The organism is Pseudomonas sp. GNP013 (assembly GCF_054343995.1).
This window is the reverse complement of the sequence record NZ_JBTGUT010000001.1, coordinates 3,211,083-3,236,112: the sequence shown is the minus strand read 5'-3', so window position 1 is coordinate 3,236,112 and position 25,030 is coordinate 3,211,083. Positions and strand designations below refer to the sequence as shown.

Annotated in this window: 24 protein-coding genes; 19 read left to right on the top strand and 5 right to left on the bottom strand. The window is 65.4% G+C overall.

Translation table 11 applies throughout. The annotated features are described in order from the left end of the window. Positions 1 to 476: 476 nt before the first annotated feature. From ACXX81_RS13935 to gspD, 12 genes are all read left to right on the top strand, one after another. Positions 477 to 698 (top strand): hypothetical protein, encoded by a 222-nt coding sequence (locus ACXX81_RS13935; RefSeq protein WP_057008267.1) that lies wholly within the window; start codon positions 477 to 479, stop codon positions 696 to 698. 63 nt (positions 699 to 761) lie between these two features. Continuing rightward, positions 762 to 2,492, top strand: coding sequence for a type II secretion system ATPase GspE (gene gspE / locus ACXX81_RS13930; RefSeq protein WP_209980727.1), 1,731 nt, complete (start codon positions 762 to 764; stop codon positions 2,490 to 2,492). Continuing rightward, positions 2,489 to 3,691, top strand: a complete 1,203-nt coding sequence (gspF, locus tag ACXX81_RS13925) for a type II secretion system inner membrane protein GspF (RefSeq protein ID WP_057008265.1) — start codon at positions 2,489 to 2,491, stop codon at positions 3,689 to 3,691. The genes gspE and gspF overlap by 4 nt, the downstream gene beginning before the upstream one ends. A 19-nt stretch (positions 3,692 to 3,710) precedes the next feature. Continuing rightward, positions 3,711 to 4,136 (top strand): type II secretion system major pseudopilin GspG, encoded by a 426-nt coding sequence (gspG, locus tag ACXX81_RS13920; RefSeq protein ID WP_003231965.1) that lies wholly within the window; start codon positions 3,711 to 3,713, stop codon positions 4,134 to 4,136. Between the two features lie 10 nt (positions 4,137 to 4,146). Next, complete coding sequence (locus ACXX81_RS13915; protein ID WP_057008264.1) at positions 4,147 to 4,578, top strand: type II secretion system protein; 432 nt, start codon at positions 4,147 to 4,149, stop codon at positions 4,576 to 4,578. Next, positions 4,575 to 4,937, top strand: a complete 363-nt coding sequence (locus ACXX81_RS13910) for a type II secretion system protein (protein WP_231423286.1) — start codon at positions 4,575 to 4,577, stop codon at positions 4,935 to 4,937. Before ACXX81_RS13915 ends, ACXX81_RS13910 begins: the two co-directional genes overlap by 4 nt. Then, positions 4,934 to 5,563, top strand: coding sequence for a prepilin-type N-terminal cleavage/methylation domain-containing protein (locus ACXX81_RS13905; protein ID WP_458571903.1), 630 nt, complete (start codon positions 4,934 to 4,936; stop codon positions 5,561 to 5,563). The genes ACXX81_RS13910 and ACXX81_RS13905 overlap by 4 nt, the downstream gene beginning before the upstream one ends. Then, positions 5,560 to 6,285: a type II secretion system minor pseudopilin GspK gene (locus ACXX81_RS13900; RefSeq protein WP_458571902.1), complete on the top strand. Its 726-nt coding sequence runs from the start codon at positions 5,560 to 5,562 to the stop codon at positions 6,283 to 6,285. The genes ACXX81_RS13905 and ACXX81_RS13900 overlap by 4 nt, the downstream gene beginning before the upstream one ends. Continuing rightward, the gene (locus tag ACXX81_RS13895) at positions 6,282 to 7,325 is read left to right on the top strand and encodes a type II secretion system protein GspL (RefSeq protein ID WP_458571901.1); all 1,044 of its coding nucleotides are present in this window, start codon (positions 6,282 to 6,284) and stop codon (positions 7,323 to 7,325) included. The genes ACXX81_RS13900 and ACXX81_RS13895 overlap by 4 nt, the downstream gene beginning before the upstream one ends. Beyond that, entirely contained in the window at positions 7,300 to 7,911 is a 612-nt protein-coding gene (gene gspM / locus ACXX81_RS13890; protein WP_458571900.1) for a type II secretion system protein GspM, read from the top strand. The genes ACXX81_RS13895 and gspM overlap by 26 nt, the downstream gene beginning before the upstream one ends. Then, positions 7,908 to 8,432, top strand: a complete 525-nt coding sequence (locus tag ACXX81_RS13885) for a hypothetical protein (protein WP_458571899.1) — start codon at positions 7,908 to 7,910, stop codon at positions 8,430 to 8,432. The genes gspM and ACXX81_RS13885 overlap by 4 nt, the downstream gene beginning before the upstream one ends. Continuing rightward, on the top strand, positions 8,429 to 10,675 hold the full coding sequence (gspD, locus tag ACXX81_RS13880; RefSeq protein WP_458571898.1) for a type II secretion system secretin GspD: 2,247 nt from the start codon (positions 8,429 to 8,431) through the stop codon (positions 10,673 to 10,675). The genes ACXX81_RS13885 and gspD overlap by 4 nt, the downstream gene beginning before the upstream one ends. Positions 10,676 to 10,687: 12 nt before the next feature. Here the strand turns inward: gspD and ACXX81_RS13875 are convergent, their stop codons facing one another. Both ACXX81_RS13875 and ACXX81_RS13870 read right to left on the bottom strand, forming a co-directional pair. Further along, positions 10,688 to 11,551, bottom strand: a complete 864-nt coding sequence (locus ACXX81_RS13875) for an EthD domain-containing protein (RefSeq protein WP_458571897.1) — start codon at positions 11,549 to 11,551, stop codon at positions 10,688 to 10,690. 60 nt (positions 11,552 to 11,611) lie between these two features. After that, positions 11,612 to 13,390: a sigma-54-dependent Fis family transcriptional regulator gene (locus ACXX81_RS13870; protein WP_231423281.1), complete on the bottom strand. Its 1,779-nt coding sequence runs from the start codon at positions 13,388 to 13,390 to the stop codon at positions 11,612 to 11,614. A gap of 480 nt (positions 13,391 to 13,870) precedes the next feature. Here ACXX81_RS13870 and ACXX81_RS13865 point away from each other — a divergent pair, with 480 nt between their 5' ends. From ACXX81_RS13865 to ACXX81_RS13855, 3 genes are all read left to right on the top strand, one after another. Continuing rightward, entirely contained in the window at positions 13,871 to 15,346 is a 1,476-nt protein-coding gene (locus ACXX81_RS13865; protein ID WP_458571896.1) for a benzaldehyde dehydrogenase, read from the top strand. Between the two features lie 56 nt (positions 15,347 to 15,402). Continuing rightward, entirely contained in the window at positions 15,403 to 16,170 is a 768-nt protein-coding gene (locus tag ACXX81_RS13860; RefSeq protein WP_458571895.1) for a coniferyl-alcohol dehydrogenase, read from the top strand. A gap of 71 nt (positions 16,171 to 16,241) precedes the next feature. Next, on the top strand, positions 16,242 to 17,189 hold the full coding sequence (locus ACXX81_RS13855; RefSeq protein ID WP_458571894.1) for a SphA family protein: 948 nt from the start codon (positions 16,242 to 16,244) through the stop codon (positions 17,187 to 17,189). A gap of 4 nt (positions 17,190 to 17,193) precedes the next feature. Here ACXX81_RS13855 and ACXX81_RS13850 read toward each other — a convergent pair whose 3' ends face one another. Further along, on the bottom strand, positions 17,194 to 17,652 hold the full coding sequence (locus ACXX81_RS13850; RefSeq protein WP_209980757.1) for a MarR family winged helix-turn-helix transcriptional regulator: 459 nt from the start codon (positions 17,650 to 17,652) through the stop codon (positions 17,194 to 17,196). A gap of 189 nt (positions 17,653 to 17,841) precedes the next feature. Between ACXX81_RS13850 and ACXX81_RS13845 the strand changes: the two genes are divergently transcribed. From ACXX81_RS13845 to ACXX81_RS13830, 4 genes are all read left to right on the top strand, one after another. Beyond that, positions 17,842 to 18,672: a p-hydroxycinnamoyl CoA hydratase/lyase gene (locus ACXX81_RS13845; RefSeq protein WP_458571893.1), complete on the top strand. Its 831-nt coding sequence runs from the start codon at positions 17,842 to 17,844 to the stop codon at positions 18,670 to 18,672. Between the two features lie 74 nt (positions 18,673 to 18,746). Then, positions 18,747 to 20,195 carry an aldehyde dehydrogenase gene (locus ACXX81_RS13840; RefSeq protein WP_231423278.1) on the top strand — a complete coding sequence of 483 codons (1,449 nt, stop codon included), beginning with the start codon at positions 18,747 to 18,749 and terminating at the stop codon, positions 20,193 to 20,195. A gap of 61 nt (positions 20,196 to 20,256) precedes the next feature. Then, entirely contained in the window at positions 20,257 to 22,119 is a 1,863-nt protein-coding gene (locus ACXX81_RS13835; RefSeq protein ID WP_458571892.1) for a feruloyl-CoA synthase, read from the top strand. A gap of 62 nt (positions 22,120 to 22,181) precedes the next feature. Continuing rightward, positions 22,182 to 22,895 carry a GntR family transcriptional regulator gene (locus ACXX81_RS13830; RefSeq protein WP_057008247.1) on the top strand — a complete coding sequence of 238 codons (714 nt, stop codon included), beginning with the start codon at positions 22,182 to 22,184 and terminating at the stop codon, positions 22,893 to 22,895. A 6-nt stretch (positions 22,896 to 22,901) separates the two neighbouring features. Here the strand turns inward: ACXX81_RS13830 and ACXX81_RS13825 are convergent, their stop codons facing one another. Both ACXX81_RS13825 and ACXX81_RS13820 read right to left on the bottom strand, forming a co-directional pair. Further along, positions 22,902 to 23,852 (bottom strand): PDR/VanB family oxidoreductase, encoded by a 951-nt coding sequence (locus tag ACXX81_RS13825; protein WP_458571891.1) that lies wholly within the window; start codon positions 23,850 to 23,852, stop codon positions 22,902 to 22,904. Further along, positions 23,849 to 24,889 carry an aromatic ring-hydroxylating dioxygenase subunit alpha gene (locus tag ACXX81_RS13820; protein WP_458571890.1) on the bottom strand — a complete coding sequence of 347 codons (1,041 nt, stop codon included), beginning with the start codon at positions 24,887 to 24,889 and terminating at the stop codon, positions 23,849 to 23,851. Before ACXX81_RS13820 ends, ACXX81_RS13825 begins: the two co-directional genes overlap by 4 nt. Positions 24,890 to 25,030 lie beyond the last annotated feature (141 nt).

Here is a 25,030-nt window from a genome sequence, read left to right as displayed (position 1 = left end):
GCTGCAGCAAGTGTGTTCCAGCGCACACGCTCGTCACTTTTTCACAGGCAATAGTTGGCCATTAACGCAATTTTTAGCCGATGGCTAATTGCAATTACTTGGCAAGTTTCACTGTTTTATTAGTGTAATAATTGTATGAGTTATTAGTATGAATGGTGTCTATGCGACATCACGATGTGGCATTTTGAATCGCAAAAACCCCGTAATTAAGACAATTCTTGCGCTTGTAAGTCAAACAAAAGCTAATCTTTGCGTAAAATTAGAAATATTCTCTTACGATGTTGAACTTTGATTAAACCTACAAGTCGATTGGTTTAAGAAAATGTCTGCCGGGGTGGCGAACTAATGGCTCTGTCCAGTAGTTCTAAAAGGCCATGCCCTAAACAGGCTGTCATATACACGGCTTTGGTGTAGGGTCTTGAGCGAGTTCAAGGCGCCACTCGAGCTAATCGCTGTTGTTGATCTGGAGAAAGTTGATGAAGATTTCCCTGTTGAGTGCTGGTGTTGTGCTGGGCGTTGCACTGAGTGGCGCGGCCATGGCTGCTGAATCCACCGATGCCGACGCCAAGTCCGGCGCCACCGATTCCACCGTGCTGACCCAGGCCCACGACGCCAAGGCAGCCAAAAAACAGAAGGCCGAAACCACCAAGGGCGGCCGCCCGCAGAACAGTTCGGGCACGCCGAAAACGTCCAACTAAGCGCAACCCTTTGCAGGAGCGAGCTTCTGGCTCCTGCAAACTACTCCTCTCAGACAGTCGCCCATGCCCAGCCCGTCAACGCCCCTCAATGCCTGCCAGATGCACATTCCGGATACCGACCAGGTATGCGCGTGGCTGATGCAGCAGGCCGGGTTGAAAACCGTTGACCTGGAGCGCGCCCGGCGCCTGTCCCAGGAATCCGACGACACCGAATTGCTCGGCCTGCTCACCCGCCTCGGGCTGGTCTCGGAACTAGAGCTGGCCCGCGCCTGGGCCGACCTGCTCGGTGCACCGCTGGTGCTGGCCGATGCGGCGCCGCCGTTGCTCGACCCACTGCCGGCCCTGACCGAGCGTTTCATGCGCCATTACCAGGTGGTGCCCGTGGGCTGGAGCCAGGGTGGTGTGCGCGTGCTGGCCGCCAACCCCGCGCAGGCTTATCCGTTCCAGGCCATGGCCTATGCCTGCGGCGTACCGGTGTGGCTGGCGGTGGGCCCGCGCAATGAGGTCGAAACGCTGATCGAGCGGTACTACGGCCAGGGCCGCTCGGCCATGGGCACCCTGATCGAAAACCTCGATGAGCAGGGCGGCACGCTGGAAGACATCGAACACCTCAAGGACATGGCCTCCGAAGCGCCGGTGATTCGCCTGGTCAACCTGATCCTGCAGCGCGCGGTGGAACATCGCGCCTCCGACATCCATATCGAACCCTTCGAAAACCAGCTCAAGGTGCGCTACCGCATCGATGGCGTGCTGCACGAAGCCGAAGCGCCGCCGTCCAGCTCGTCGGCGGCGGTGATCTCGCGGGTAAAGATCATGGCGCGGCTGGACATCGCCGAGCGGCGCCTGCCCCAGGATGGCCGCATCATGCTGCGCATCCAGGGCAAGGAACTCGACTTGCGGGTGTCCACCGTGCCCACCAGTTTTGGCGAATCGGTGGTGATGCGCCTGCTCGACCGCCAGACCGTGCAGTTCGATTTCCAGAGCCTGGGCTTCGACGGCCAGCGACTGGAAACCTTCCTTGAAGTGCTGGAGCGTCCTCACGGCATCCTGCTGGTCACCGGCCCCACCGGCTCGGGCAAGACCACCACGCTGTACACCGCGCTGTCGCGGCTCAACACCGCCGAGCGCAAGATCATCACGGTTGAAGACCCGGTGGAATACCAGCTTGAGGGCATCAACCAGATCCAGGTCAAACCGGCCATCGGCCTCGACTTTGCCGGCGCGCTGCGCTCCATCGTGCGTCAGGACCCGGACGTGATCATGATCGGTGAAATCCGCGACCTCGAAACCTGCCGTATCGCCATCCAGTCTTCGCTGACCGGCCACCTGGTGCTTTCGACCCTGCACACCAACAGTGCGGCGGCGAGTATCACGCGCCTGTTGGACATGGGCGTCGAAAGCTACCTGATCGCCTCGACGGTCAACGGCATCCTCGCCCAGCGCCTGGTGCGCCGTCTCGACCCGGCGACGCGTGAAGCCTTCGAAGCGCCGCCGGAACTGATCGCCGAACACGGCCTGGACCGCTTTACCGAACAACGCCCGATCCTGCTTTACCGCCCCCGCGCCGACGCGCCGGGCGGCGGCTATCACGGGCGCAGCGCAATCACCGAATTGCTGGTGATGAACGACGAACTGCGCAGCCTGCTGATGCGTCAGGCCGATGCCGCCACCCTCGAGCAGGCCGCCCGCCGTGGCGGCCTGCGCACCTTGCATGAAGAGGGCCTGCGCCAGGCCGTGGCGGGTGTCACCTCGCTGGAAGAAGTGCTGCGCGTCACCCGTGGAGACGGCGCGTGAGCCTGTTCAAATACCGCGCCCTCGACAGCCAGGGCCAGCCGCAAAACGGCACCCTGGAAGCCAGGGACCAGGACGCCGCCGTTGCCGCGCTGCACAAGCGCGGCCTGCTGTTGTTGCACATCGATGTGGCCGGTGCCCAGGGCCTGCGCAAGGCCTTCGGCCGTGGTCAGTTGAACGGCGCGGCGCTGGTCAGTTTCACCCAGCAACTGGCAACCCTGCTCGGCGCCGGGCAACCCCTGGAACGTTCCCTGGGCATCCTGCTCAAACAGCCTGGCCAGCCGCAGACCCGCGCGCTGATCGAGCGCATTCGCGAACACGTCAAGGCCGGCCAGCCATTATCCAAAGCGCTGGAGGAGGAGGGCAGCCAGTTCTCGCCGTTGTACCTGAGCATGGTGCGCGCCGGCGAGGCCGGTGGCGCCCTGGAAAATACCCTGCGTCAGCTCAGTGATTACCTGGAGCGCAGCCAGCTGTTGAGAGGCGAAGTGATCAACGCGCTGATTTACCCCGCGTTTCTGGTGGTCGGCGTGCTCGGTTCGCTGGCCCTTCTGCTGGCGTACGTGGTGCCGCAATTCGTGCCGATCTTCAAAGACCTGGGCGTGCCGATCCCGTTGATCACCGAAGTGATCCTCGGCCTCGGGCAGTTTCTGGGGGCGTATGGGCTGGCCGTGCTGGCCGGCCTGATCGTCGCCTGCTGGACACTGGCTGCGCGCCTGCGCGACCCGCAGCGGCGTGAGCGTTACGACCGGCGCCTGCTCGGCATCCGTGTGATCGGCCCGCTGTTGCAACGCGTCGAGGCGGCCCGCTTGACGCGCACCCTTGGCACCTTGCTCAGCAATGGCGTGGCGCTGCTGCAAGCGCTGGTCATCGCGCGGCAGGTCTGCACCAACCGCGCGCTGCAGGCCCAGGTCGCCGACGCCGCCGATTCGGTCAAGGGCGGCGGCACCCTGGCCAGCGCCTTTGGCGCGCAACCGCTGCTGCCCGACCTGGCCCTGCAAATGATTGAAGTCGGCGAACAGGCCGGCGAACTCGACAGCATGCTGCTCAAGGTCGCCGACGTGTTCGACGTGGAGGCCAAACGCGGCATCGACCGCCTGCTGGCCGCCCTGGTGCCGTCCCTGACCGTGGTCATGGCGGTGCTGGTGGCGGTGATCATGCTGGCGATCATGCTGCCGCTGATGAGCCTGACCAGCAATATATGAACCCTTGAGGAAGCAACCCATGCGTCACACCCGATTCAAGCCCGCCCGCCGCCAGGGCGGTTTCACCCTGCTGGAAATGCTCGCCGTGATCGTGCTGCTGGGCATCGTCGCCACCATCGTGGTGCGCCAGGTCGGCGGCAACGTCGACAAGGGCAAGTACGGCGCCGGCAAGGCGCAACTGGCCAGCCTGGGCATGAAGATCGAAAGCTACGGACTGGACGTCGGCTCGCCGCCCAAGTCCCTGCAGCAACTGGTCGAAAAGCCGGGCAACACCGCCGGTTGGGCCGGCCCGTACGCCAAGCAGTCGGACCTCAAGGACCCGTTCGGCCATGCCTTCGGCTATCGCTTCCCCGGCGAGCACGGCGCGTTCGACCTGATCTTCTACGGCCAGGACGGCCAGCCCGGCGGCGAAGGCTACAGCGCCGACCTGGGCAACTGGGAATAAACCTGCGCCCATGCCCAACCTCCAACGCGGCTTTACCTTGCTCGAAATGCTGGTGGTGATCGTGCTGATCAGCATCGCGGCCGGCCTGGTGGGGTTTGGCCTGCAACAAGGCCTGCGCGCGGCAAAAGAACGCCAGGTGGTCGGGCAGATGGTCGAAGCGCTGCGCAGCACGCGGGCGCGGGCGATTGTCAGCGGCACCGCGCAACACACCGTGTTCGACTTGCGCAGGCTGAGCTTTGCCGCGCCGGGCCGGCCAACAAAATATTGGCCGGCCGATCTGCAGGTCACCTTGCACACCGCCGAACAGGCGGGTTCCACCGTGGAGTTCTACCCGGATGGCAGTTCCACCGGCGGCAACCTGCTGTTGGCCAACGGCACTCGGCGCTGGCGCATCGACGTTGGCTGGCTGACCGGCAGCGTAGAATCCAGGGCCTTGCCATGAAGCGCCAGCGCGGTTTTACCCTGCTGGAAATGCTCGCCGCGCTGACGCTCATGGCCATCTGCAGCACGGTGTTGCTGGTCGCTTTCGGCCAGAGCGCGCGCTCGTTGCTGCAGGTCAATCGCAGTGATCGCCTGACCCTCGCGGCGCAGAGCCTGCTGGACCAGGAAACCATGGGCCCGTTGGCCAGCGAGGTGCGCCAGGGCGAGTTCGATGGCATCCATTGGCAACTGAACATCGCCCAGCAGCCGACCCGCATGGGCCAGCCTCACCTGTTTCGCCTCGACTTGACCGTCAGCGAGGGCGCGCGTCAGGCGCACTTCAGCACGTTGAAACTGCGTGCCGCCGGGGCCGGTTTGTGACGCGGCGGCAGCAGGGCTTCACCCTGCTTGAAATCATGATCGTGCTCAGCCTGCTCGGCGTGTTGCTGACCCTGGTCGGCGGTGCCTTGCTCGGCGCCAATCGCGCGGTGCTCAAGGCCCAGCGCTACACGGTCAGCCTGGATGAAATGCGCGCCGCCCAGCAGTTTTTGCGCACCGCCATCAGCGAGGCGCTGCCGCTGGACGTGACCGAGGACGACAGCCAGGCCGACGGTTTTTTCAGCGGCACCGCGCAGCGCATGCAGTTTGTCGCGACCTTGCCCGGTGTGCTGGGCGGCGGCATCCAGCGCTTTACCCTGCAACTGAGCGGCCCCGAGGACGCACGTGATTTGCAGGTGGCGTTCGCGCGGTTCGAGTCGGCGGCGCAGGTCAGCGTGCCGGCCTCGCGCGGCGAACCGCAAGTGCTGCTCAAAGGTGTCGAGGACTTGCAGTTCAGCTATCGCGGCGTGTCGCCCAAGGGCCAGGCCACCGGCTGGATCAACGAGTGGCCGTGGAGCAAGCGCCTGCCCTATGCGGTGCGCATCGACGCACGGGTAAACGGGCCGGTGCCGTGGGTCACCCAGGTGGTTGCGCTACGGCTGAACCTGTCGGGCGGGGCGCCGGAATGATCAAGCCGCAACGCGGTGTCGCGCTGTTATTGGTGCTGTGGGTGCTGGCCTTGCTCAGCCTGCTGCTGGGCGGGCTGGCCGGCTGGGTACAACTGCAGACCCGCCAGGCCGCCTGGCATCGCCAGCACACCCAGGCGCTGCTGGCCGCCGAGGCGGGGGTGGCATTGACCCTGCAGGCCCTGGCTGACCCGACGCAGCGCAAGCAATGGGTGGCCGATGGCCGTGAGGTCCCGCTGACGTTCGATGATGCGCAATTGCGCGTCAGCGTTCGCAGCGACCTCGGCAAGCTGTACCTCAACAGCGCCGACGTGGGCGATTTTGCGCGCCTGGCCCTGGCCTGCGGTGCCACCCAGGCCCAGGCCGACCAGTTGGCCAGAGCCCTGGAGGTGCGGCGCAACCAGGGCCATGCGCCGTTTCGCGTGGTGGAAGAACTGCGCCAGTTGCCGGGCATGAGTCGCGCGCTGTACAGCGAAATGGTGCCGGAGATCAGCCTGTGGAGCGGGCTGGACCGGCCCGACCCGGCGTTCGCCAGCCCGTTGATGCGCCGCGCCCTGAACCTGCCGCGTCAAAGCGCGGTGGGCGCCAACGCCGGTGATGTGCTGGTGATCGACAGCCGCGCACAACGCCCCGGCGGTTATCACGCGCAGTTGCAAGTCACGGTTTTATTGAGTCCCGCGCAAGGCAGCGCACAACCTTATCGAGTCCTACGTTGGCAAGAATGAATGAACATCTGGCCGCCCGCCTGCAGGGGCTGACCGAACCGGTCACACGCCGCTGGCACGGCAGCGTCCTGCAACAGGGCTGGCGGCTTTGGCTCAAGGAGCTGCGCGGCTGCGTGCCGGCATGGCTGCTGGTGCAGGACGCCGCCGAGCAGGTTTACCGCTGGCCGCTGACCGCGCCGGTGCAAACCCTCGCGGGCGACGCGCGCCAGGTACTGCTGCTGGGCCGCGACGCGGTGCTGCGCCAGACCCTGCAATTGCCGCTGGCCGCCGCGCGCAACCTGTCGACGGTGGTCGGCTATGAACTTGACCGCTTTACGCCGTTCGACGCCACGCAGGTGTACTTCGTCGCGCGCCAGGAGCGCCGCACAGCGACCCATGTTGAGGTGACGCTGGTGGCGATCCTGCGCGAGCGCCTGGACCGGATTCTCGAAGAGTGTGCCGCCCTCGGCCTGCGTCCCCATGCCGTGGACGTGGACGATGGCGCGGGGCAGTCGATGGGCATCGATCTGCTGCCGGCGCCGCTGCGTCCACGCCAGCGCCTTGCCGGCAAGGGTTTGCAGCGCAGCCTGCCGTGGCTGTGCGGCGCTCTGCTGATGGCGGCGATGCTGCTGTGGCTCAACGACCGCCAGCGTGTGCTCGACGCCATGCATCAGCGTGTGCGCGAGCAAAAAGCCGAGGTGGCGCAGGTGCAGGCGCTGCGTCAGCAATTGCTCAATACCCGTGGCGCCGCGCAGTACCTGATCCGCCGCAAAATGGCGCAACCGCCGCTGGCGGCGCTGCTCAATGAACTGACCGCGTGCCTGCCGTCCGACACCTGGATCGACCAGTTGGAAGTCAACGACGGCGCCGACGTTTCGTTCTCCGGGCAAAGCGCCAAGGCCAGTGCCTTGATCACCCGCATCAAGGCCTGTCGCAGCCTGGAAAATGCCCAGTTCGAAGGGGTGATCCAGCCCGATGCGCAAACCGGCAAGGATCAGTTTTCCTTGCGCGCCCACCTGCACCAGGAGGCTGCCGATGCGCCGTCCACTGACACCCCGTGAACGCCGTGGCGCGGCCTTGATCGCCCTCGCGCTGGTGCTCGGCGCCGCGTACTGGCTGTTGATCGACAGCTGGTTCGCCGGGCCGTTGCGCGCCATGGGCGAGCAGGCCGAACAACTGCGCGAGCAGCAGCAGCGTTACGCCGGCGTGTTGCGCCAGCGCGACAGCCTGCGCGAACAACTGGAGCAGGCGCGCCAGGACCCGGCGAGCAGCACCAGCCTGCTGCCGGGGGACGATCCCAGCGCCGTGGCGGCGGACCTGATGCAACGCCTCGCCGACCTGATCAACAGCCGCGCCAGCCTCGGCGGCGGCTGCAGCCTGACCCAGCGCATGCCCATCACCCCGGAGCAGGACGAGGCCGAGCCGTATCGCCAGGTCAAAGTCAGCCTGACCCTCGATTGCGCGATTGAACCGCTGACGGCGATCCTGCATGAACTGGAATATCAGCGCCCGTTTCTGTTCGTCGATGAAATGAGCATTCGCCGTGGCCCCAAGGCCCCCGCCAGCGGCGCCGCCGGCAAACTGGTGGTGCACCTGCTGGTGCGCGGCTACCTGCAACCGGCCGCTGCCGTGCAGGTGCGCCGATGATCAATCCATTGCGTCCCCTGGAGTGGGGCCTGCTCGGCGTGGCCGGGCTGCTGGGTGTTTTGATGGTCGGCATTCTCAGCAACCTCGGCGATGCGCCGCAGTGGTTGCCGCCGCCCGCGCCGGATGCGCGGGCCAACGCCGCGGCCACGGTGCTGGTGGCGCCGAGCGCGACCCTCGACAGCCTGGCCGGCACCTGGCAGGCACCGCTGTTCAGCCCCGACCGCAGCCCCGACCGCGCCGTCGGCCAGGCCGAGACCTCCAGCCTGTCGAGCCTGACGCTGACCGGCATCGTGCTCGACGGCGACCTGCGCGTGGCGCTGCTCAAGCGTGCCGACGGCCCCGCGCTGAAAGTCCGCCAGGGCCAGACCCTGCCCAATGGCTGGGTGCTGGAACACCTCGACGCCCGTACTGCCCGTTTCGTGCTTGATGGCCGCACGCAAACCCTGAGCCTGCGGGCCCTGCGTTTGCCGCCGCCGTCCAGCACACCTCCGATTACCCTTCCTCACGAGCCATCCCCTTGATCGATACCTACCCCGGCGCCTTGCGCACCACCGTGTTTTGCCTGGCCACCGCCGTTGCCCTTGGCGGCTGTGGGTCATTCCCCAAGCACCCAGCGCCTGACGAGTCCCTGTTGCATGAGGCGCTGCAGGGCACCGGTTCGCAGCGCCCGGCCGTGGACCCGGCCAGTGAACAGGCGTCGCCCGGCAGCAGCCAGCCCCAGGCAAGCACGCCGCCGCAGCGCCAGTTGATTCGCGGCAACCAGCAGTTCGTGCGTCAGCCGGCCGCGAGCCGCGCCGGCAAGGAGGAGGCCGGCGGCGACATCGTGTTCAACTTCGCCGACCAGCCCATCGAGGCGGTCATCAACAGCGTGATGGGCGACCTGCTGCACGAGAGCTACAGCATTGCCCAGGGTGTGAAAGGCAACGTCAGCTTTTCCACCTCCAAACCGGTGAACAAGCAGCAGGCGCTGTCGATTCTCGAAACCCTGTTGTCGTGGACCGACAACGCCATGATCAAGCAGGGCAACCGCTATGTGATCCTGCCGGCCAACCAGGCGGTGGCGGGCAAGCTGGTACCGCAGATGCGCGTGTCGCAACCGTCCAGCGGCCTGTCGGCGCGGCTGTTTCCGTTGCGCTACATCTCGGCCACCGAGATGCAGAAACTGCTCAAGCCGTTCGCCCGGGAAAATGCATTTTTGCTGGTGGACCCGGCGCGCAACGTGCTCAGCCTGGCCGGCACACCCGAGGAATTGGCCAACTACCAGGACACCATCGACACCTTCGATGTGGACTGGCTCAAGGGCATGTCGGTGGGCGTGTTCGGCCTGCAACGCGCGTCCGTGGCCGAGCTGATGCCCGAGCTGCAAAAGATGTTCGGCCCCGACAGCGGCATGCCCCTGGCGGGCATGGTGCGCTTTTTGCCCATCGAGCGGACCAATTCGGTGGTCGCGATCTCGTCCCAGCCGCAGTACCTCAGCGAGGTCGGCGACTGGATACACACCATCGACGAAGGCGGCGGCAACGAGCCGCAGATGTACGTCTACGACGTGCGCAACATGAAGGCCACTGACCTCGCCAAATACCTGCGGCAGATCTACGGCAGTGGCGCGATCAAGGACGATGCGCCGGCGAAAGTCGCCCCCGGTCTGCGCACCGCGACCTTGTCATCGCCCGGCACCAACAGCACCTCCGGCAGCATGCCCGGCGGCCTCAATGGCAACGGCAATGGCATGGGCAATAGCCCGCTCGCCTCTGCCGAGCAAGAGGAGCAGGAACCCGACGCTGAGGCCGAGCAGGGCAGTGAGAGCGCCGAGCAGGGCGCCGGCGAAGGAGAAGGCGCACCGGCCAAAAGCCTCGACGCCGGCACCCGCATCACCGCGCAAAAAAGCAGTAACCAGTTGCTGGTGCGCACGCGCCCGGTGCAGTGGAAGGAGATCGAATCGGCGATCAAGCGCCTCGACAATCCGCCGCTGCAGGTGCAGATCGAAACGCGCATTCTGGAGGTCAAGCTCACCGGCGAACTGGACCTCGGCGTGCAATGGTACCTGGGTCGCCTGGCGGGCAATTCCACCAGCAACACGGTGGCCAATGCGGCCGGCAGCCAGGGCGCATTGGGCGCCGGCGGTGCCGGCCTGGGCGCCGATTCGTTGTTCTATTCGTTCGTCAGCACCAACCTGCAAGTGGCCCTGCACGCGCTGGAAACCAACGGCCGCACCCAAGTGCTGTCGGCGCCGTCGCTGGTGGTGATGAACAACCAGCCGGCGCAGATCCAGGTGGGCGACAACATTCCCATCAGCCAGACCACGGTCAACACCGGCGCCTCCGACACCACCTTGAGCAGTGTCGAATACGTACAGACCGGGGTGATCCTCGACGTGGTGCCGCGCATCAATCCGGGGGGCCTGGTGTACATGGACATTCAGCAGCAAGTCAGCGATGCCCAGGACCAGCCGTCCAACAACGACCCGCAAAACAACCCGCGTATTTCCACGCGTTCGGTGTCCACCCAAGTGGCCGTGCAAAGCGGGCAGACCGTGTTGCTCGGCGGCCTGATCAAGCAGGACAACGCCGAGAGCGTCAGCGCTGTGCCGTATCTGGGCAGGATCCCCGGATTGCGCTGGCTGTTCGGTAACACCAGTAAATCCAAGGACCGCACCGAGTTGATCGTGCTGATCACGCCGCGGGTCATCACCAGCAGCAGCCAGGCACGGCAGGTGACCGATGATTACCGCCAGCAGATGCAGTTGCTGCGGCCGGCAAAATGACCACGCTCGGGTTCAACCGCGCCGGAACAACTGCTCGACCTCGGGGTTGAGCTGATTGTTGGCGCCCAGGTACTCGATCAACTGCGCCGTCCTGCTGCCGCGCAGCCCGGCGGTGGTCAGCGTTTTGTCGTTGACGTAGGTGTAGAGGCCGGACACCGCGAAGGCCTTGAGCTGGGCGATGTGTCGGGCCTGACCTGCCAGGGTGCGCTGGAACGTCTCGCTGGCAAAGAACGCGCGGCGCGTCAGCGGGCTGGCGAAGGCGATTTCCATGATGGCCAGTTCTTCCCGCGCCGGACTGGCATGGTGCGCGACATTCGGCGCCGGCGGATGCATGCCGTCATTGTTGAAGCGCGACGTCAGGTGCAGCGTGAGTTTCAGCACGTCATCGGCGCTGCCGAGCACGTCGGCCAGCTCATGGCTGAGGTAGTCGTGCAGTTCGGCGAGGCTGCCGCGTGGGCTGCAATGCACATGGAGGCGGTCGACGCTGTCCGTGCCGTTGTAGGTGCTGTCATGCAAGCGATTGACGCGCTTTTGCGAGCCGTGCGGCAGGTCATAGGCGAGGGTTTCCTCGAACATGTTTTGTTCGTCGGAAAACAGCAGTGAGGCGGCCTCCTGGAACCGCTTCTGGTCATCAGCGTTGGCGAAGCCAATCTCGACCCCACCGTCCAGCTCGTAGTGTTCGATCTCGCTGATGCCGTCGGCCAGCGGCCACAGGTGCGCGTCCTGGTTACGGTCGAAGTGATGCTGAATGTACAAACCGAGCCCGGGCAAGCGCGCGCACAGCGGCCCGTGTGCGTCGCGCCAGTAGGTGGCGAAGATGTCGTGGGGGACGCGCTCGCGACGTTTCACGGTGGTGTAGCTGTTTAGCTGGATCATCACTGGCTTCCTTCAAGACTGTGTTCAAGAAGGTTGTGATCCAGCTGGCGTCCCCGTCGTTCAAGATTTCTCCTCAATCGACGGCTCCGGTGCCTCAGCCGGTTGCCGCTGGTGTTTCTTCAGCCGGTAGGCAAATTGCGCGCGGCTCAGCCCCACCAGCCTGGCGGCGGCGGCCAGGTTGCCGGCGTTGCGTTGCAGCGCTTCGTTGATCAGGCGGGCTTCCAGGCCGTCGATGGAAAACCCCTGGTCCAGTTGGCCAAGGGTGTCGAGCAGGGCAGGGCGCACCACCGCAGTGGCATTGGACAGGCTGCCTTGCCCGTCAAGGCTGTACGGGTCCGCCGGCATGGGTTCGTTGCGAAACAGGTGCACCAGGTCGATGGCCTGACCTTCGTCGCTGGCGATCAGGCCTCGTTCGATCAGGTTTTGCAGCTCGCGCACATTGCCGGCGAAGTCGTAGCGCAGCAGCACCTTGAGCGCGCGCATGGTCAGGCCGGCGGGCGTGCGCCCGTAGTCCTGGCAGAAGCGCGTGAGGAATGCGTTGATCAGCAACGGAATGTCATCACGGCGTTCGCGCAGGGGCGGCAGCGCGATGGGGTAGACGTTGAGCCGGTAGAACAGGTCTTCGCGAAACGTGCCGTCGGCGACAGCCTTGCGCAGATCGATATTGGTGGCGGCCACCACCCGCACATCCACCTGGATGGCGCGCACGCCGCCGACCCGTTCGATTTCCCGCTCCTGCAGGGCGCGCAGCAGCTTGCTTTGCCCGGCCAGGCTGAGGCTGGTGATTTCATCCAGGAACAGCGTGCCGCCCTGGGCGCGCTCGAAGCGGCCGGGGCGCGCATGGGTGGCGCCGGTATAGGCACCGCGCTCGACGCCAAACAGTTCGGACTCGATCAGGTTGTCCGGGATGGCCGCGCAATTGAGCGCCACGAACGCGCCGTCACGGCGTGGGCTGAGCTGGTGCAACTGGCGGGCGAACATCTCCTTGCCCACCCCGGATTCGCCGCTGATCAGCACCGTCGCCGGGGTCGATGCGACGCGCGCCAGGGCTTGCGTGGCGGCGTTGAAGGTGGCGCTCGCGCCGATCAACGTGTCACGCGCGTTACTGCCGGGCAGGCTGTCGGGCGTGGACGCGAGCGGCGGAGTGCCAGGCATCTGCGACACATTCAGGTAGCGCAGGTCTTGCTCGACGTCACCCCATTGCGCGGCCGTCTTGCCCACCACGCGGCAACTGCCGTGGCCCATGCCGCGGCATTCGACTTCACGAAAAATCACCATCTGCCCGAACAGCCCGCTGACGAAGCCCATGGCGTAGCCGGTTTCGGTCCAGCACACCGGGTCCTGGCCGATGCCGTAGGCATTCACATGCTCATCGGCCTCGCACGAGTGGTGCCAGAGAAATTCGCCTTCATAGAAACCGGAGTCGGCGTCGAACTTGAAATGCACGGGCTCGACCTTGGTCATGCCTTCCAGCGTGTGCAGGTGGGTGCCGGCGCGAAACACGGCGGCAGCATCGGCCTGGGGCCAGCGCTCGCGGATCAGGCGCGCGTCCCGTGCACCGGAGGCAAAGCCGGTGCGGGTGAACAGCCCGCGCGCCTGTTCCAGCCCCAGGCGCTCGATGATCTCTGCGCGCAGCGCGCCGAATGACGAACCGTGCAGCAGCACCATGCGCTGGTCGTTGAGCCAGATGCGCCCGTCTTCGGGCGAAAAGAACAGGCAGTCGGCAAGCTCCGCCGGGGTGGGCGAGCTGCTGTCGCTGAGCTGGCGGCTGTCGCCGCGCGGGTGATAAGGCGTGGTGGTCGCCTGGACGTTGGGGTGTGCGCTGAAGGGATGAGTCATTGTTATGCCCTGATGCCGTTCAGTTAAGGAAAATGTGTGGGCTTATTGTGGCGAGCGAGCTTGCCCCGCGTTGGGGTGCGAAGCGCCCCCCATCGAGCAAAACGCGGTGTACCTGATACGGCTCAGCGCCTGGTTTTGGGGCTGCTGCGCAGCCCAACGCAGGACAAGCCTGCTCGCCACAGGGAATCTGCGCTCAACTGAACGGCGTTGTTGTTATGCCCCTGCAAAGCGTGTGATCGATATGAGTAACCGCCGAGATAGTTATTAAACATAACCTTATCAATTGAACAAGTGGCAGCGAGGCGGTTTTTGCTGACGTTCCTGTGCGTGTGCCTGAGCCGTGAACGGCAAGCCCCGACGCAGAGCCTTCGAGGCGTTATGTCAGCGCCTTGGCCTTTAAACGGCACAGCCTTTGCTCAAGGCTTGAGGCGGCGTTTGCCTCTGTGCAGACGATGACAATTACAAGAACCGGGAGTCACCATGTCAGTGTCTGAAACCATCCCCCTGTTACAGCGGGCCATCGAGTCCGAATGCCTGTTCGACGGCGACTGGAGCAAAGCGTCTGAAGCGGTGCTCCCGGTGATCGAGCCGGCCACCGGCGAAACCCTGATGCAATGCGCCATGGCCAGCCCGGCCGAGGTTGCCGTTGCCTGTCGCAGCGCGGCGCTGGCCCAGCCGGCCTGGGCCGCGCTGGGCCCACGGCAACGCGCCGAGGTGTTTCGCAAGGCGGCGGATGTGGCACAGCGCTCGTTCGCCGAACTGGCGCTGTATGTCGCCCGCGAAACCGGCGGCGCGCTGTACAAGGGTGAGCACGAAGTGCGCGAGGCGATTGTGCTGTTGCATCAGGCGGCGGGCCTGTTGTCGCAACCCCACGGGCTGGTACTGCCCAGCGAGGCCGGGCGGTTGTCCTATGCGCGGCGCCAGCCCCATGGCGTGGTGGGGGTGATTTCACCGTTCAATTTCCCCCTGGTGCTGTCGATGCGCTCGGTGGCGCCGGCCCTGGCCGCCGGCAATGCGGTGGTGCTCAAGCCCGACCCGCAAACCCCGGTCAGTGGCGGTTTCCTCATCGCGCGGCTGTTCGAAGAGGCGGGCCTGCCCAAAGGGTTGCTGCACGTGCTGCCAGGGGCGGCGCCGGCGGGTGAAGCGCTGTGCCGCGACGCCAATGTGCGCATGATCGCCTTCACCGGTTCCACGGCGGCGGGACGCAAGGTCGCCGAGGTGGCCGGACGGCACCTGAAAAAAGTCGCGCTGGAACTGGGCGGCAAGAACGCGCTGATCATTCTCGAAGACGCCGACCTGGACCTGGCCGCGAGCAACGCGGCCTGGGGCGCGTGGTTGCACCAGGGGCAGATCTGCATGGCGACCGGGTTGATTCTGGTCCACGAGTCCATCGCCGCCAGCCTCACGCGCAAACTGGTGGAAAAGGCCCGCGCGCTGAGCGTGGGCAATGCCGCCCGGGGCGAGGCGGCGCTGGGGCCGTTGATCAATGAGCGGCAATTGCAGCGCGTGCACGCCATCGTCAGCGACAGCCTGCAGGCCGGCGCGCGGCTGGAGGCGGGGGGCGAGTACGACCGGTTGTTCTATCAGCCCACCGTGCTCAGTGGCGTGCGTCCCGGCATGCGTGCCTTCGAGGAAGAGGTCTTCGGGCCGGTGGCCACGGTGGTCAGTTTTGCCACGGACGAGCAGGCCATCGAATTGGCCAACCGCAGCGAGTACGGGCTCAGCGCCGCCATCATCTCACCGTCGGTTGGCCGCGCCATGGCCATCGGCGAGCGGCTTGACTGTGGCCTGCTGCACATCAACGACCAGACCGTGGCCGACGAATGCATCAACCCGTTCGGCGGGCGCGGTGCCTCCGGCAATGGCGGCAACGTCGGCGGGCCGGCCGACTGGGACAAGTACACCCAGTGGCAGTGGGTCACGGTAAAAAACACGCCACCGACCTATCCCTTCTGAGCCCTGGCTCGGGGGGTTGAAACACGCACGCCTACACAAAAACAAGAGGGCTGAACATGAACCTGCATAACAAAACCTTGATTGTCACCGGCGTCGCCTCCGGCATTGGCGCCGAAGTGGCGCGGCTGGCGCGGTTCCAGGGCGCGACGGTGATCGGTGTCGATCGCGCGGAGCCGCACCTGACCCTGGATGGCTTCCTGCATGCCGACCTCGGCGATGCGGCGAGCATCGACGCGCTGGTGGCGCGCTTGCCGGCGCGGGTCGACGCGCTGTGCAACATTGCCGGCGTGCCCGGCACGGCGCCGGCGCACACGGTGGCGCAGGTCAATTACCTGGGGGTGCGCCACCTCACCCAGGCGCTGCTGCCGCACATGCCGGCGGGTGCCAGTGTGGTCAATGTCGCCTCGATCCTCGGCGCGCAATGGCCGCAGCGCCTGGAGCAGCACACGTCGCTGGCCGCGACCGACAGCTTTGCCGCCGGGCAGCAGTGGCTGGCGGCCAATCCGGTGGAACAGGCCACCTGTTATCAGTATTTCAAGGAAGCGCTGATTGTCTGGAGTTACCAGCAGGCCCAAGGCTGGTTTCGCGATCTTGGGGTGCGCATCAACTGCGTGGCGCCGGGGCCGGTGTTTACGCCGATCCTTGGCGATTTCGTCAGCATGCTCGGCCCGGAGCGCGTGGCCCGCGACAACCAGCGCATGACCCGTCCAGCCCTGGCCGATGAGGTGGCGGCGGTGATCGCCTTCCTCTGTTCGGACGCTTCGCGCTGGGTCAATGGGGTCAACCTGCCGGTGGATGGCGGGCTGGCAGCCACTTACGTGTAAGCGCAGCCAACCCCGGTGTGGAACCCTGCACCGGGGGTCTTGAACAACAACAAAAATACAGGACATACAAGATGCTCAAGCCTATCTTGCGGGCGGCTGCGGCCGTGACGTTGATCGCCGTGTCGGCGGCGACCCATGCCTATGACTTGCCCGGGCTCAACCTGGGCACCACCAGTTTCTACGACGGCTCCCCGGCCCCGGCGGGCCCCGGCTGGTACCTGGAGGAATACCTGACTTACAGCCGTGCCAGTCGCTTCAATGACGCCAACGGCAACAAACTGGCCCTGCCGCGACAGGACGTGGAAGTGGTGGCGCCGACCACGCAGATCATCTACGTCGGTAAGCCCCTGGCCAACGGCGCAATGCCCGGCTTCACCCTGATCAACACCTCCCTGGCCCACGCCGAGGTCGACGATGGCTTGAACAACGCGGCGCTGAGTTCGCGCGCGGGCTTTGGCGACCTGACGCTCGGCGCGTTTGTGCAACTGCCGACCCTGAGCCGGGCCGATGGCAGCCCCTTGCTGACCCAACGCGTGGAGGCCGATGTGTCGATACCGGTGGGCGCCTATGACCGCACGCGCTCGATCAACCCGGGCAGCAACTTCTGGTCATTCAACCCGTACTACGCGGCGACCTACTGGTTCAGCCCCGCGTGGTCGGCCAGCGGGCGTTTCATGTACCTGTGGAACGGCAAAAACGACGAGCCGCAGGCAGGCTTCGGCGACGTCTCCAACACCCAGGCCGGCCAGGCGCTGCATGCCAACCTGACCCTGCAATATGCCGTGAGCGAGCAACTGAGCGTGGGCCTCAACGGCTACTGGCTCAAACAGATCACCGACACCGAGGTGGACGGCCATGCCGTCAGCGGGCGGCGGGAAAAGGTCTGGGCCATCGGCCCGGGGCTGGTCTATGGGTTCAGCAAGGAGAATGTGCTGTCGGTGAACGCCTACTTCGAGCAGCAGGCCGAGAACCGCACCCAGGGCAACAAGCTGGTGCTCAACTGGCTGCACAAGTTCTAGGCACTCAGTCCTGATACACCTTCTTCAGCAGGCGCAGCAGGGTGGCGCGTTCCTCGCTGTCCAGCGCGGCGGTGGCGTCCAGGTCGCTCTGGGCGGCGATATCCTTGAGCGTTTTGAGCAGGGTTTCGCCGCTCTTGCTGAGGAAGATTCCGTAGGAGCGCTTGTCCGGCTTGCAGCGCAGGCGCACGGCGAGGGCGCGGCTTTCGAGCTTGTTCAGCAGCGGCACCACTTGCGGCGGTTCGATGGCCAGGGCGCGGGCCAGGTCGGTCTGCATCAGGCCGGGGTTCTGTTCGATGATTGCCAGGGCCGAGAACTGCGCGGGACGCAGGTCGTGTTCGGCGAGCCGGCCGATCAGGTTCTGGAACAGCTTGAGCTGGGCGCGGCGGATGGCGTAGCCGATCAGGTCGTCCAGCGCCGAATCCAGCGGCGGCGGCATGTCGGCGATGGGGGAGGGCTTGGCCATTGCGATGCAATCCTCGGAAGGGTGGTTATGAAGGCTATGCAGTTTGCCGGGGTTGGCGCGCCGTGGCTATGCCGGCGTTATACAAAGCCGGAAAATCAGGCAATATTTGGATTAATAGTTAATTGACATAACTATATTTGCGGTTTAGTTTCGAAGCATCTTCACTACCCAGAACAAGAGCGTACCGCCATGAGCAATTACGAAGGTCGTTGGAGCACTGTCAAGGTTGAGATCGAGCAAGGCATCGCCTGGGTCATCCTCAATCGTCCGGAAAAACGCAATGCGATGAGCCCCACCCTCAACCGGGAAATGATCGATGTGCTGGAAACCCTGGAGCAGGATCCAGACGCCGGTGTGCTGGTGCTGACCGGTGCCGGCGAGGCGTGGACCGCCGGCATGGACCTCAAGGAATATTTTCGCGAGGTGGATGCCGGCCCGGAAATCCTTCAGGAAAAAATCCGCCGCGAAGCCTCGCAATGGCAATGGAAACTGCTGCGCATGTACGCCAAGCCCACCATTGCCATGGTCAACGGCTGGTGCTTCGGCGGTGGCTTCAGCCCGCTGGTGGCTTGCGACCTGGCGATCTGCGCCGACGAAGCCACCTTCGGTCTCTCGGAAATCAACTGGGGCATCCCGCCGGGCAACCTGGTGAGCAAGGCCATGGCCGACACCGTGGGCCATCGCCAGTCGCTGTACTACATCATGACCGGCAAGACGTTCGGCGGGCAGAAAGCCGCCGAAATGGGCCTGGTCAACGAGAGCGTGCCGCTGGCCCGGCTGCGCGAGGTGACCCTCGAACTGGCGCGCAACCTGCTGGAGAAAAACCCGGTGGTGCTGCGTGCGGCCAAGCATGGCTTCAAGCGGTGCCGAGAACTGACCTGGGAGCAGAACGAGGATTACCTCTATGCCAAGCTCGATCAGTCGCGTTTGCTCGATACCGAAGGCGGCCGCGAGCAGGGCATGAAACAGTTCCTCGACGACAAGAGCATCAAGCCTGGCCTGCAGACCTATAAACGCTGAGCGCAGCGGCCACCGGCCGCCCCTCGCAAACCTGCTTGAACGTATTCCCGATAAAGACAAAAAGAGGAATCAGCATGCTGGATGTGCCCCTGTTGATCGGCGGCCAGTCGCGTCCTGCCAGCGACGGCCGAACCTTCGAACGCTGTAACCCGGTGACCGGCGACGTCGTCTCGCGGGTCGCCGCCGCCACCCTGGAAGATGCCGACGCTGCTGTCGCCGCCGCCCAGGCCGCGTTCCCCGCGTGGGCGGCGCTGGCGCCCAACGAGCGTCGCACCCGCCTGCTCAACGCCGCCGAACAGTTGCAGGCGCGCAGCGCCGAATTCATCGCCGCCGCTGGCGAAACCGGCGCCATGGCCAACTGGTACGCGTTCAACGTGCGCCTGGCCGCCAACATGCTGCGCGAAGCGGCGTCGATGACCACCCAGATCACCGGCGATGTAATTCCCTCCGATGTGCCCGGCAGTTTCGCCATGGCCTTGCGTCAGCCCTGCGGCGTGGTGCTGGGCATTGCACCGTGGAATGCGCCGGTGATCCTCGCCACGCGGGCCATCGCCATGCCGCTGGCCTGCGGCAATACCGTGGTGCTCAAGGCTTCCGAGTTGAGCCCGGCGGTGCACCGCCTGATCGGCCAGGTGCTGCAGGACGCCGGGCTGGGCGATGGCGTGGTCAATGTGATCAGCAACGCCCCCGCCGATGCCGCCGCGATTGTCGAGCGGTTGATCGCCAACCCGGCTGTGCGCCGGGTTAATTTCACCGGCTCGACCCATGTGGGGCGAATCGTCGGCGAACTGTCGGCGCGGCACCTCAAGCCGGCGCTGCTGGAGCTGGGCGGCAAGGCGCCGCTGCTGGTGCTCGATGACGCCGACCTCGACGCCGCCGTGGCGGCGGCGGCCTTTGGCGCGTATTTCAATCAGGGGCAGATCTGCATGTCGACCGAGCGCCTGATTGTCGACGCCAGCGTCGCCGACCGTTTCGTGACCCAGCTGGCGGCCAAGCTCGCGACCTTGCCGGCCGGCGACCCCGCCGCGGCGGATTCGGTGCTCGGCTCGCTGGTGGATGCCAGCGCCGGCACGCGCATCAAGGCGCTGATCGACGATGCCCTGGCCAAGGGCGCGCGGCTGGTGGCAGGTGGGCAACTGCAGGGCAGCATTTTGCAGCCGACCCTGATCGATGGGGTCACCGACGCGATGCGCCTGTACCGCGAAGAGTCGTTCGGCCCGGTGGCAGTGCTGCTGCGCGGTGACGGTGACGAGGCGCTGCTGCGCCTGGCCAACGACTCCGAGTTCGGGCTGTCGGCGGCGATCTTCAGCCGTGACACCGGGCGTGCGCTGGCGCTCGCGCAGCGGGTGGAATCGGGCATCTGCCATATCAACGGCCCCACCGTGCACGACGAGGCGCAGATGCCTTTCGGTGGCGTCAAGTCCAGTGGCTACGGCAGTTTTGGCGGCAAGGCCGCCATCGAGCACTTCACCCAGTTGCGCTGGGTGACGTTGCAGAACGGCCCACGGCATTACCCGATCTGAGCCGGCGCCGCCGCGTTGCGGTGGCCCTGTACATCCCAAAAAAAGGCAGAGGACATCCCCCGTGAGTTCCGAATTCAGATCGCAACCCCAGCCCGCACCGCGCTACCGCGACGTGTCCATCGGCCAAGCGCCGGTGGCGATCACTGAAGAACACGGCGTGCTGCACATGCGCTCCCTCGAACCCCTGGCGCCGCTGCCGCCGCGCCTGCTTGACCGGCTGGTGCACTGGGCGCAGGTGCGCCCCGCGCAGACGTTTATCGCGGCGCGCCAGGCCGGCGGTGACTGGCGCCACGTCAGCTACAGGGAAATGCTCGACAGCGTGCGCGCGATTGCCCAGAGCCTGCTCGGTTACGGGCTGTCGGCGCAGAAGCCGCTGGCGTTGCTTTCGGGCAACGACATCGAGCACCTGCAGATGGCGCTCGGCGCGATGTATGCCGGCATTCCCTACAGCCCGGTGTCGCCGGCGTACGCGTTGTTGTCCCAGGATTTCGCCAAGCTGCGGCACGTGTGCGACCTGCTGCAACCGGGGCTGGTGTTCGTCAGCGATGCCGCCGCCTACCAGCGCGCGATCGAGGCGGTATTGCCGGCCACGACGTCGCTGATCACGGTGCGCGGCGAGGTGCCGGGGCGTCCCTGCACGGCGTTCGCCAGCCTGCTGCAAACCCCGGGCGGGCAGGCGGCCGAGGCGGCGTTCGAGGCCACGGGGCCGGACAGCATCGCCAAGTTCCTGTTCACCTCCGGCTCCACCAAGCTGCCCAAGGCGGTGGTCACCACCCAGCGCATGCTCTGCGCCAACCAGCAAATGCTGTTGCAGACCTTTCCGGTGTTCGGCGAGGAGCCGCCGGTGCTGGTGGACTGGCTGCCGTGGAACCACACCTTTGGCGGCAGCCACAACGTCGGCATCGTGCTCTACAACGGCGGCACCTTTTACCTCGATGACGGCAAGCCCACGGCCCAGGGTTTCGCCCAGACCCTGCGCAACCTCAAGGAGGTGTCGCCCACGGCCTACCTCACCGTGCCCAAGGGCTGGGAAGAACTGGTCAATGCCCTGGAGCAGGACGTCGAACTGCGCGAGCGGTTTTTTGCGCGCATGAAACTGTTCTTCTTTGCCGCCGCCGGCCTGTCGCAAAGTATCTGGGATCGCCTCGACCGCGTGGCCGAACAACACTGCGGTGAGCGCATCCGCATGATGGCCGGGCTGGGCATGACCGAAGCCGCGCCGTCCTGCACCTTCACCACCGGGCCGTTGTCCATGGCCGGCTACATCGGTTTGCCCGCGCCGGGCTGCGAAGTATGCCTGGTGCCGGTGGACGGCAAGCTGGAAGGGCGCTTTCGCGGGCCGCACATCATGCCGGGCTACTGGCGCGCGCCGGAGCAGACCGCCGAGGTGTTCGACGAGCGAGGTTTTTACTGTTCGGGGGACGCGATCAAGCTCGCCGATGCGCAGCAGCCGCAGTTGGGGTTGATGTTCGACGGGCGAATCGCCGAGGACTTCAAGCTGTCTTCCGGGGTGTTTGTCAGCGTCGGGCCGTTGCGCAATCGCGCGGTGCTCGAAGGCTCACCCTATGTGCAGGACCTGGTGATCACCGCGCCGGACCGCGAGTGCCTCGGCGCGCTGGTCTTCCCCAGGCTCTACGAGTGCCGGCGGCTGGCAGGCTTGCACGCCGACGCCAGCGACGCCCAAGTGCTGGCCAGCGCGGCGGTGCGCCAGTGGTTCGGCGACTGGCTGCAGCGGCTCAATCGCGAGGCGACCGGCAACGCCAGCCGCGTGGAGTGGATTGCCTTGCTCGACGAGCCGGCGTCCATCGACCGAGGGGAGATCACCGACAAGGGCTCGATCAACCAGCGTGCGGTGCTGCAATGGCGCGCGGCGCGGGTCGAGGCGCTGTATCGCGGTGAAGACCCCACAGTCCTGCGCGCCTGACGCGCGCTGCGGTACTGCGCTGCGGTACTATGGCAGCCCGTGTTTTTCTGGAAGCTGCCTGGATGAGCAAGCCCGGTCAATTGGTGCTGGTTGCACTGCGCAAGATGATTGCCAGCGGAGAGCTGGCGGCGGGCGAACGGCTGCTGGAAGTGCCCACCGCGCAGCGCTTCGGCGTGTCGCGCATGCCGGTGCGCATGGCCTTTCGCACCCTCGAACAGGAAGGGCTGCTGGTGCCCTTTGGCGGGCGCGGGTATCAGGTGCGTTCGGTCAGCCCCAGCGATATCGCCGGCGCCGTCGAAGTGCGTGGCGTGCTTGAGGGGCTGGCGGCGCGTCAGGCCGCCGAGCATGGGCTGTCCGATGAGGCGCGGCGCGCGCTGGAGCGCTGCCTGGTGGAGGGCGATCAACTGTTCGAGAAGGGCTATGTCACCGAGGACGACCTGGAGGTCTATCACGACCTGAACATGCGTTTTCATCAGGTCATCGTCGCCGGCAGCCACAACCCGGCAATCACCGACGCGCTGGCACGCAACGATCATCTGCCGTTCGCTTCCGTCACCGCGCTGGCCATCGACCGCGAGGACATGGCGCGCGAGTACCGCCGTTTCAACTACGCCCACCTGCAGCATCACTCGGTGTTCGATGCGCTGGTCAATCGCCAGGGCGCGCGGGCTGAGGCGATCATGCGCGAGCATGCCAACGCGACCTTGCGCTATGCCGAGATCTTCAGCGCCGCCACCGCCCGCGAGCGGATCAAGGTCATTGTGCCGTCGGCCTGAGGCGGGTCAGATATCCAGCACCAGCAGCGCGGTTTTCGCGCGCGAGCAGCACGGCGTGAACTGATCGTTCAACGCCTGCTCCTGCTCGGTGAGAAACAGGTCGCGGTGCTCGGGAATGCCGTCGAGCACGCGGGTCAGACAGGTGCCACAAATCCCTTGTTCGCAGGACACGGCAATCTCGATGCCGTGGCTTTGCAGGACCTGCACCACGCTCTTGTCGGCCGGTATGTCGAACACCTCACCGCTGCTGGCGACCTGCACCGCAAACGCGCCGTCAAGACCTCCGTCCACAGCCGGCGCCGAGAAATACTCGCGGTGCAGGCAGTCCTCCTGCCAGCCCTGGGCGCGTGCGCTGTCGAGCACATGCTGCATGAAGCCGCCGGGCCCGCACACGTACAGATGCACATCATCGGCCGGGGTGGCGAGCACCTCGGCAGCGTTGAGGGCGGTGTGCGGTTGTGCGTCAAAATGCAGGAATACCCGCTCGGCAAATGCCGATGCCTTGAGTCGCTGCACAAACGCCGCGCGCTCACTGGCGCGGGCGCAGTAATGCAGCTCGAAGTCGGCGCCGGCCTCGGCCAGCTGCTCGGCCATGCACAGGATCGGGGTGATGCCGATGCCGCCGGCAAACAGCAGGCTGTGTCGCGCCTGCGCGGCGAGGGGGAACAGGTTGCGCGGTTCGCTGATGCTCAGGTGCGTGCCGACCTGCACCTGCTCGTGCAGGCCGCGCGAGCCGCCGCGCGTGGCGGGGTCCTTGAGCACGCCGATCTGGTAACGGTGGCGCTCCCGAGGGGGATTGCACAGCGAATACTGACGCACCAGGCCGCCTGGCAAGTGCACGTCGATGTGGGACCCGGCGCTGAACGCCGGCAGCGGCGTGCCGTCGACGCGGGTCAGCTCATAGCTGCAAATGTCCAGCGCCTCGTCGTTGCGGGACGTCACCACCACCTCGATCATGTCGGTTCTCCGGCGCGTTCCCTGGCGATCAGGCGTTCGAGAATCTTGCGCGACTGCACGCCTCCGGCATCGATATTCAGCTTGAGCAGGTTACGCGTGGGGTGTGCCAGCAGGTTCTGTTGCTGGCGTTCGAGCATCTCCAGGTCTTCGCTGAAAATCTTGCCCTGGCCTTCGCGGATACTGGCGGTCAGCGCCTCGTCGTGGGGCTGGAAATTGCGCGCCATGCCCCAGAAATACCAGATCGAGGTGTCGGTCTGCGGGGTGATGAAATCCACCACGATGCTCGCCGCCTTGTGTTCCGGCGCGGCGTGGTAGCCACCCTTGCCGGCGTGGGCCACGCCGACTTCGATCATCACGTGGCTGGGCGGGGTGAAGCGGCAGATCTGCCAGCGGTCCACGGGCACATCGTCGGCCAACTGGTTGCCGCGCAGCGCCATGCGCCAGAAGGGCGGCGCCATGATGTTCTGCATGTGCCGGGCGGTCACCACCTCATCGCCCTCTACGGTGGTCACGGGTGGCGCTTCGTCGATTTCCTTCTGGCCGATGCTGGAGGCGTGCACGTAGGTTTCGTGGGTCAGGTCCATCAGGTTGTCGATCATCAAGCGGTAGTCGCACTGGATGTCGAACAGCCCGCCGCCGTAAGCCCATTGGTCGCTGTCGGCCCATTCCAGGTGCGGAATCAGCGCGGGGTCGGCCTGCTCCTGATCGCCGGGCCACACCCAGATAAAGCCGTGACGCTCAACGGCGGCGAACGCCTTGTTGCAGGGAAAACCGCGTACCCGCTGGCCGGGCATTTCCACGGTTTTGCCATCGCCGCCCATCACCAGGCCGTGATAGCCGCACACCAGGTTTCCGTTTTCGACATAGCCCAGAGAGAGCGGCGCACCACGGTGGGGACAGAAGTCTTCAAGGGCTCTGACCTGATTCGTCTGGTCTCGATAAAACACCAGCTTTTCCCCGCAGATTTGCCGGCCGAGGGGTTTGTGTACCAGTTCATCGGGGGTGCAGGCGACATACCACGTGTTTTTTGGGTACATGACGGTTCTCCAGGCTGGTCGTTGTTTTTATTTAATGGATCCATTAGAGGCGCGGGAGATTGTGCGGTCAATTCTGTATTTTCAGGTTTCATGGAAAATACGGGCGATTATCGGCCAATTTTTCATGTCTTATTGGATCCA

What these genes read in the sequence shown, in the direction of transcription:
- ACXX81_RS13845 (WP_458571893.1), top strand. Translation starts at nt 17,842, where the DNA reads ATGAGCAATTACGAAGGTCGTTGGAGCACTGTCAAGGTTGAGATCGAG.
- ACXX81_RS13860 (WP_458571895.1), top strand. Translation starts at nt 15,403, where the DNA reads ATGAACCTGCATAACAAAACCTTGATTGTCACCGGCGTCGCCTCCGGC.
- ACXX81_RS13825 (WP_458571891.1), bottom strand. Translation starts at nt 23,852, where the DNA reads ATGATCGAGGTGGTGGTGACGTCCCGCAACGACGAGGCGCTGGACATT.
- gspE (WP_209980727.1), top strand. Translation starts at nt 762, where the DNA reads ATGCCCAGCCCGTCAACGCCCCTCAATGCCTGCCAGATGCACATTCCG.
- ACXX81_RS13820 (WP_458571890.1), bottom strand. Translation starts at nt 24,889, where the DNA reads ATGTACCCAAAAAACACGTGGTATGTCGCCTGCACCCCCGATGAACTG.
- ACXX81_RS13855 (WP_458571894.1), top strand. Translation starts at nt 16,242, where the DNA reads ATGCTCAAGCCTATCTTGCGGGCGGCTGCGGCCGTGACGTTGATCGCC.
- ACXX81_RS13915 (WP_057008264.1), top strand. Translation starts at nt 4,147, where the DNA reads ATGCCCAACCTCCAACGCGGCTTTACCTTGCTCGAAATGCTGGTGGTG.
- gspG (WP_003231965.1), top strand. Translation starts at nt 3,711, where the DNA reads ATGCGTCACACCCGATTCAAGCCCGCCCGCCGCCAGGGCGGTTTCACC.
- ACXX81_RS13840 (WP_231423278.1), top strand. Translation starts at nt 18,747, where the DNA reads ATGCTGGATGTGCCCCTGTTGATCGGCGGCCAGTCGCGTCCTGCCAGC.
- ACXX81_RS13935 (WP_057008267.1), top strand. Translation starts at nt 477, where the DNA reads ATGAAGATTTCCCTGTTGAGTGCTGGTGTTGTGCTGGGCGTTGCACTG.
- ACXX81_RS13870 (WP_231423281.1), bottom strand. Translation starts at nt 13,390, where the DNA reads ATGACTCATCCCTTCAGCGCACACCCCAACGTCCAGGCGACCACCACG.
- ACXX81_RS13900 (WP_458571902.1), top strand. Translation starts at nt 5,560, where the DNA reads ATGATCAAGCCGCAACGCGGTGTCGCGCTGTTATTGGTGCTGTGGGTG.
- gspM (WP_458571900.1), top strand. Translation starts at nt 7,300, where the DNA reads ATGCGCCGTCCACTGACACCCCGTGAACGCCGTGGCGCGGCCTTGATC.
- ACXX81_RS13885 (WP_458571899.1), top strand. Translation starts at nt 7,908, where the DNA reads ATGATCAATCCATTGCGTCCCCTGGAGTGGGGCCTGCTCGGCGTGGCC.
- ACXX81_RS13910 (WP_231423286.1), top strand. Translation starts at nt 4,575, where the DNA reads ATGAAGCGCCAGCGCGGTTTTACCCTGCTGGAAATGCTCGCCGCGCTG.
- ACXX81_RS13830 (WP_057008247.1), top strand. Translation starts at nt 22,182, where the DNA reads ATGAGCAAGCCCGGTCAATTGGTGCTGGTTGCACTGCGCAAGATGATT.
- ACXX81_RS13895 (WP_458571901.1), top strand. Translation starts at nt 6,282, where the DNA reads ATGAATGAACATCTGGCCGCCCGCCTGCAGGGGCTGACCGAACCGGTC.
- ACXX81_RS13850 (WP_209980757.1), bottom strand. Translation starts at nt 17,652, where the DNA reads ATGGCCAAGCCCTCCCCCATCGCCGACATGCCGCCGCCGCTGGATTCG.
- ACXX81_RS13875 (WP_458571897.1), bottom strand. Translation starts at nt 11,551, where the DNA reads ATGATCCAGCTAAACAGCTACACCACCGTGAAACGTCGCGAGCGCGTC.
- ACXX81_RS13865 (WP_458571896.1), top strand. Translation starts at nt 13,871, where the DNA reads ATGTCAGTGTCTGAAACCATCCCCCTGTTACAGCGGGCCATCGAGTCC.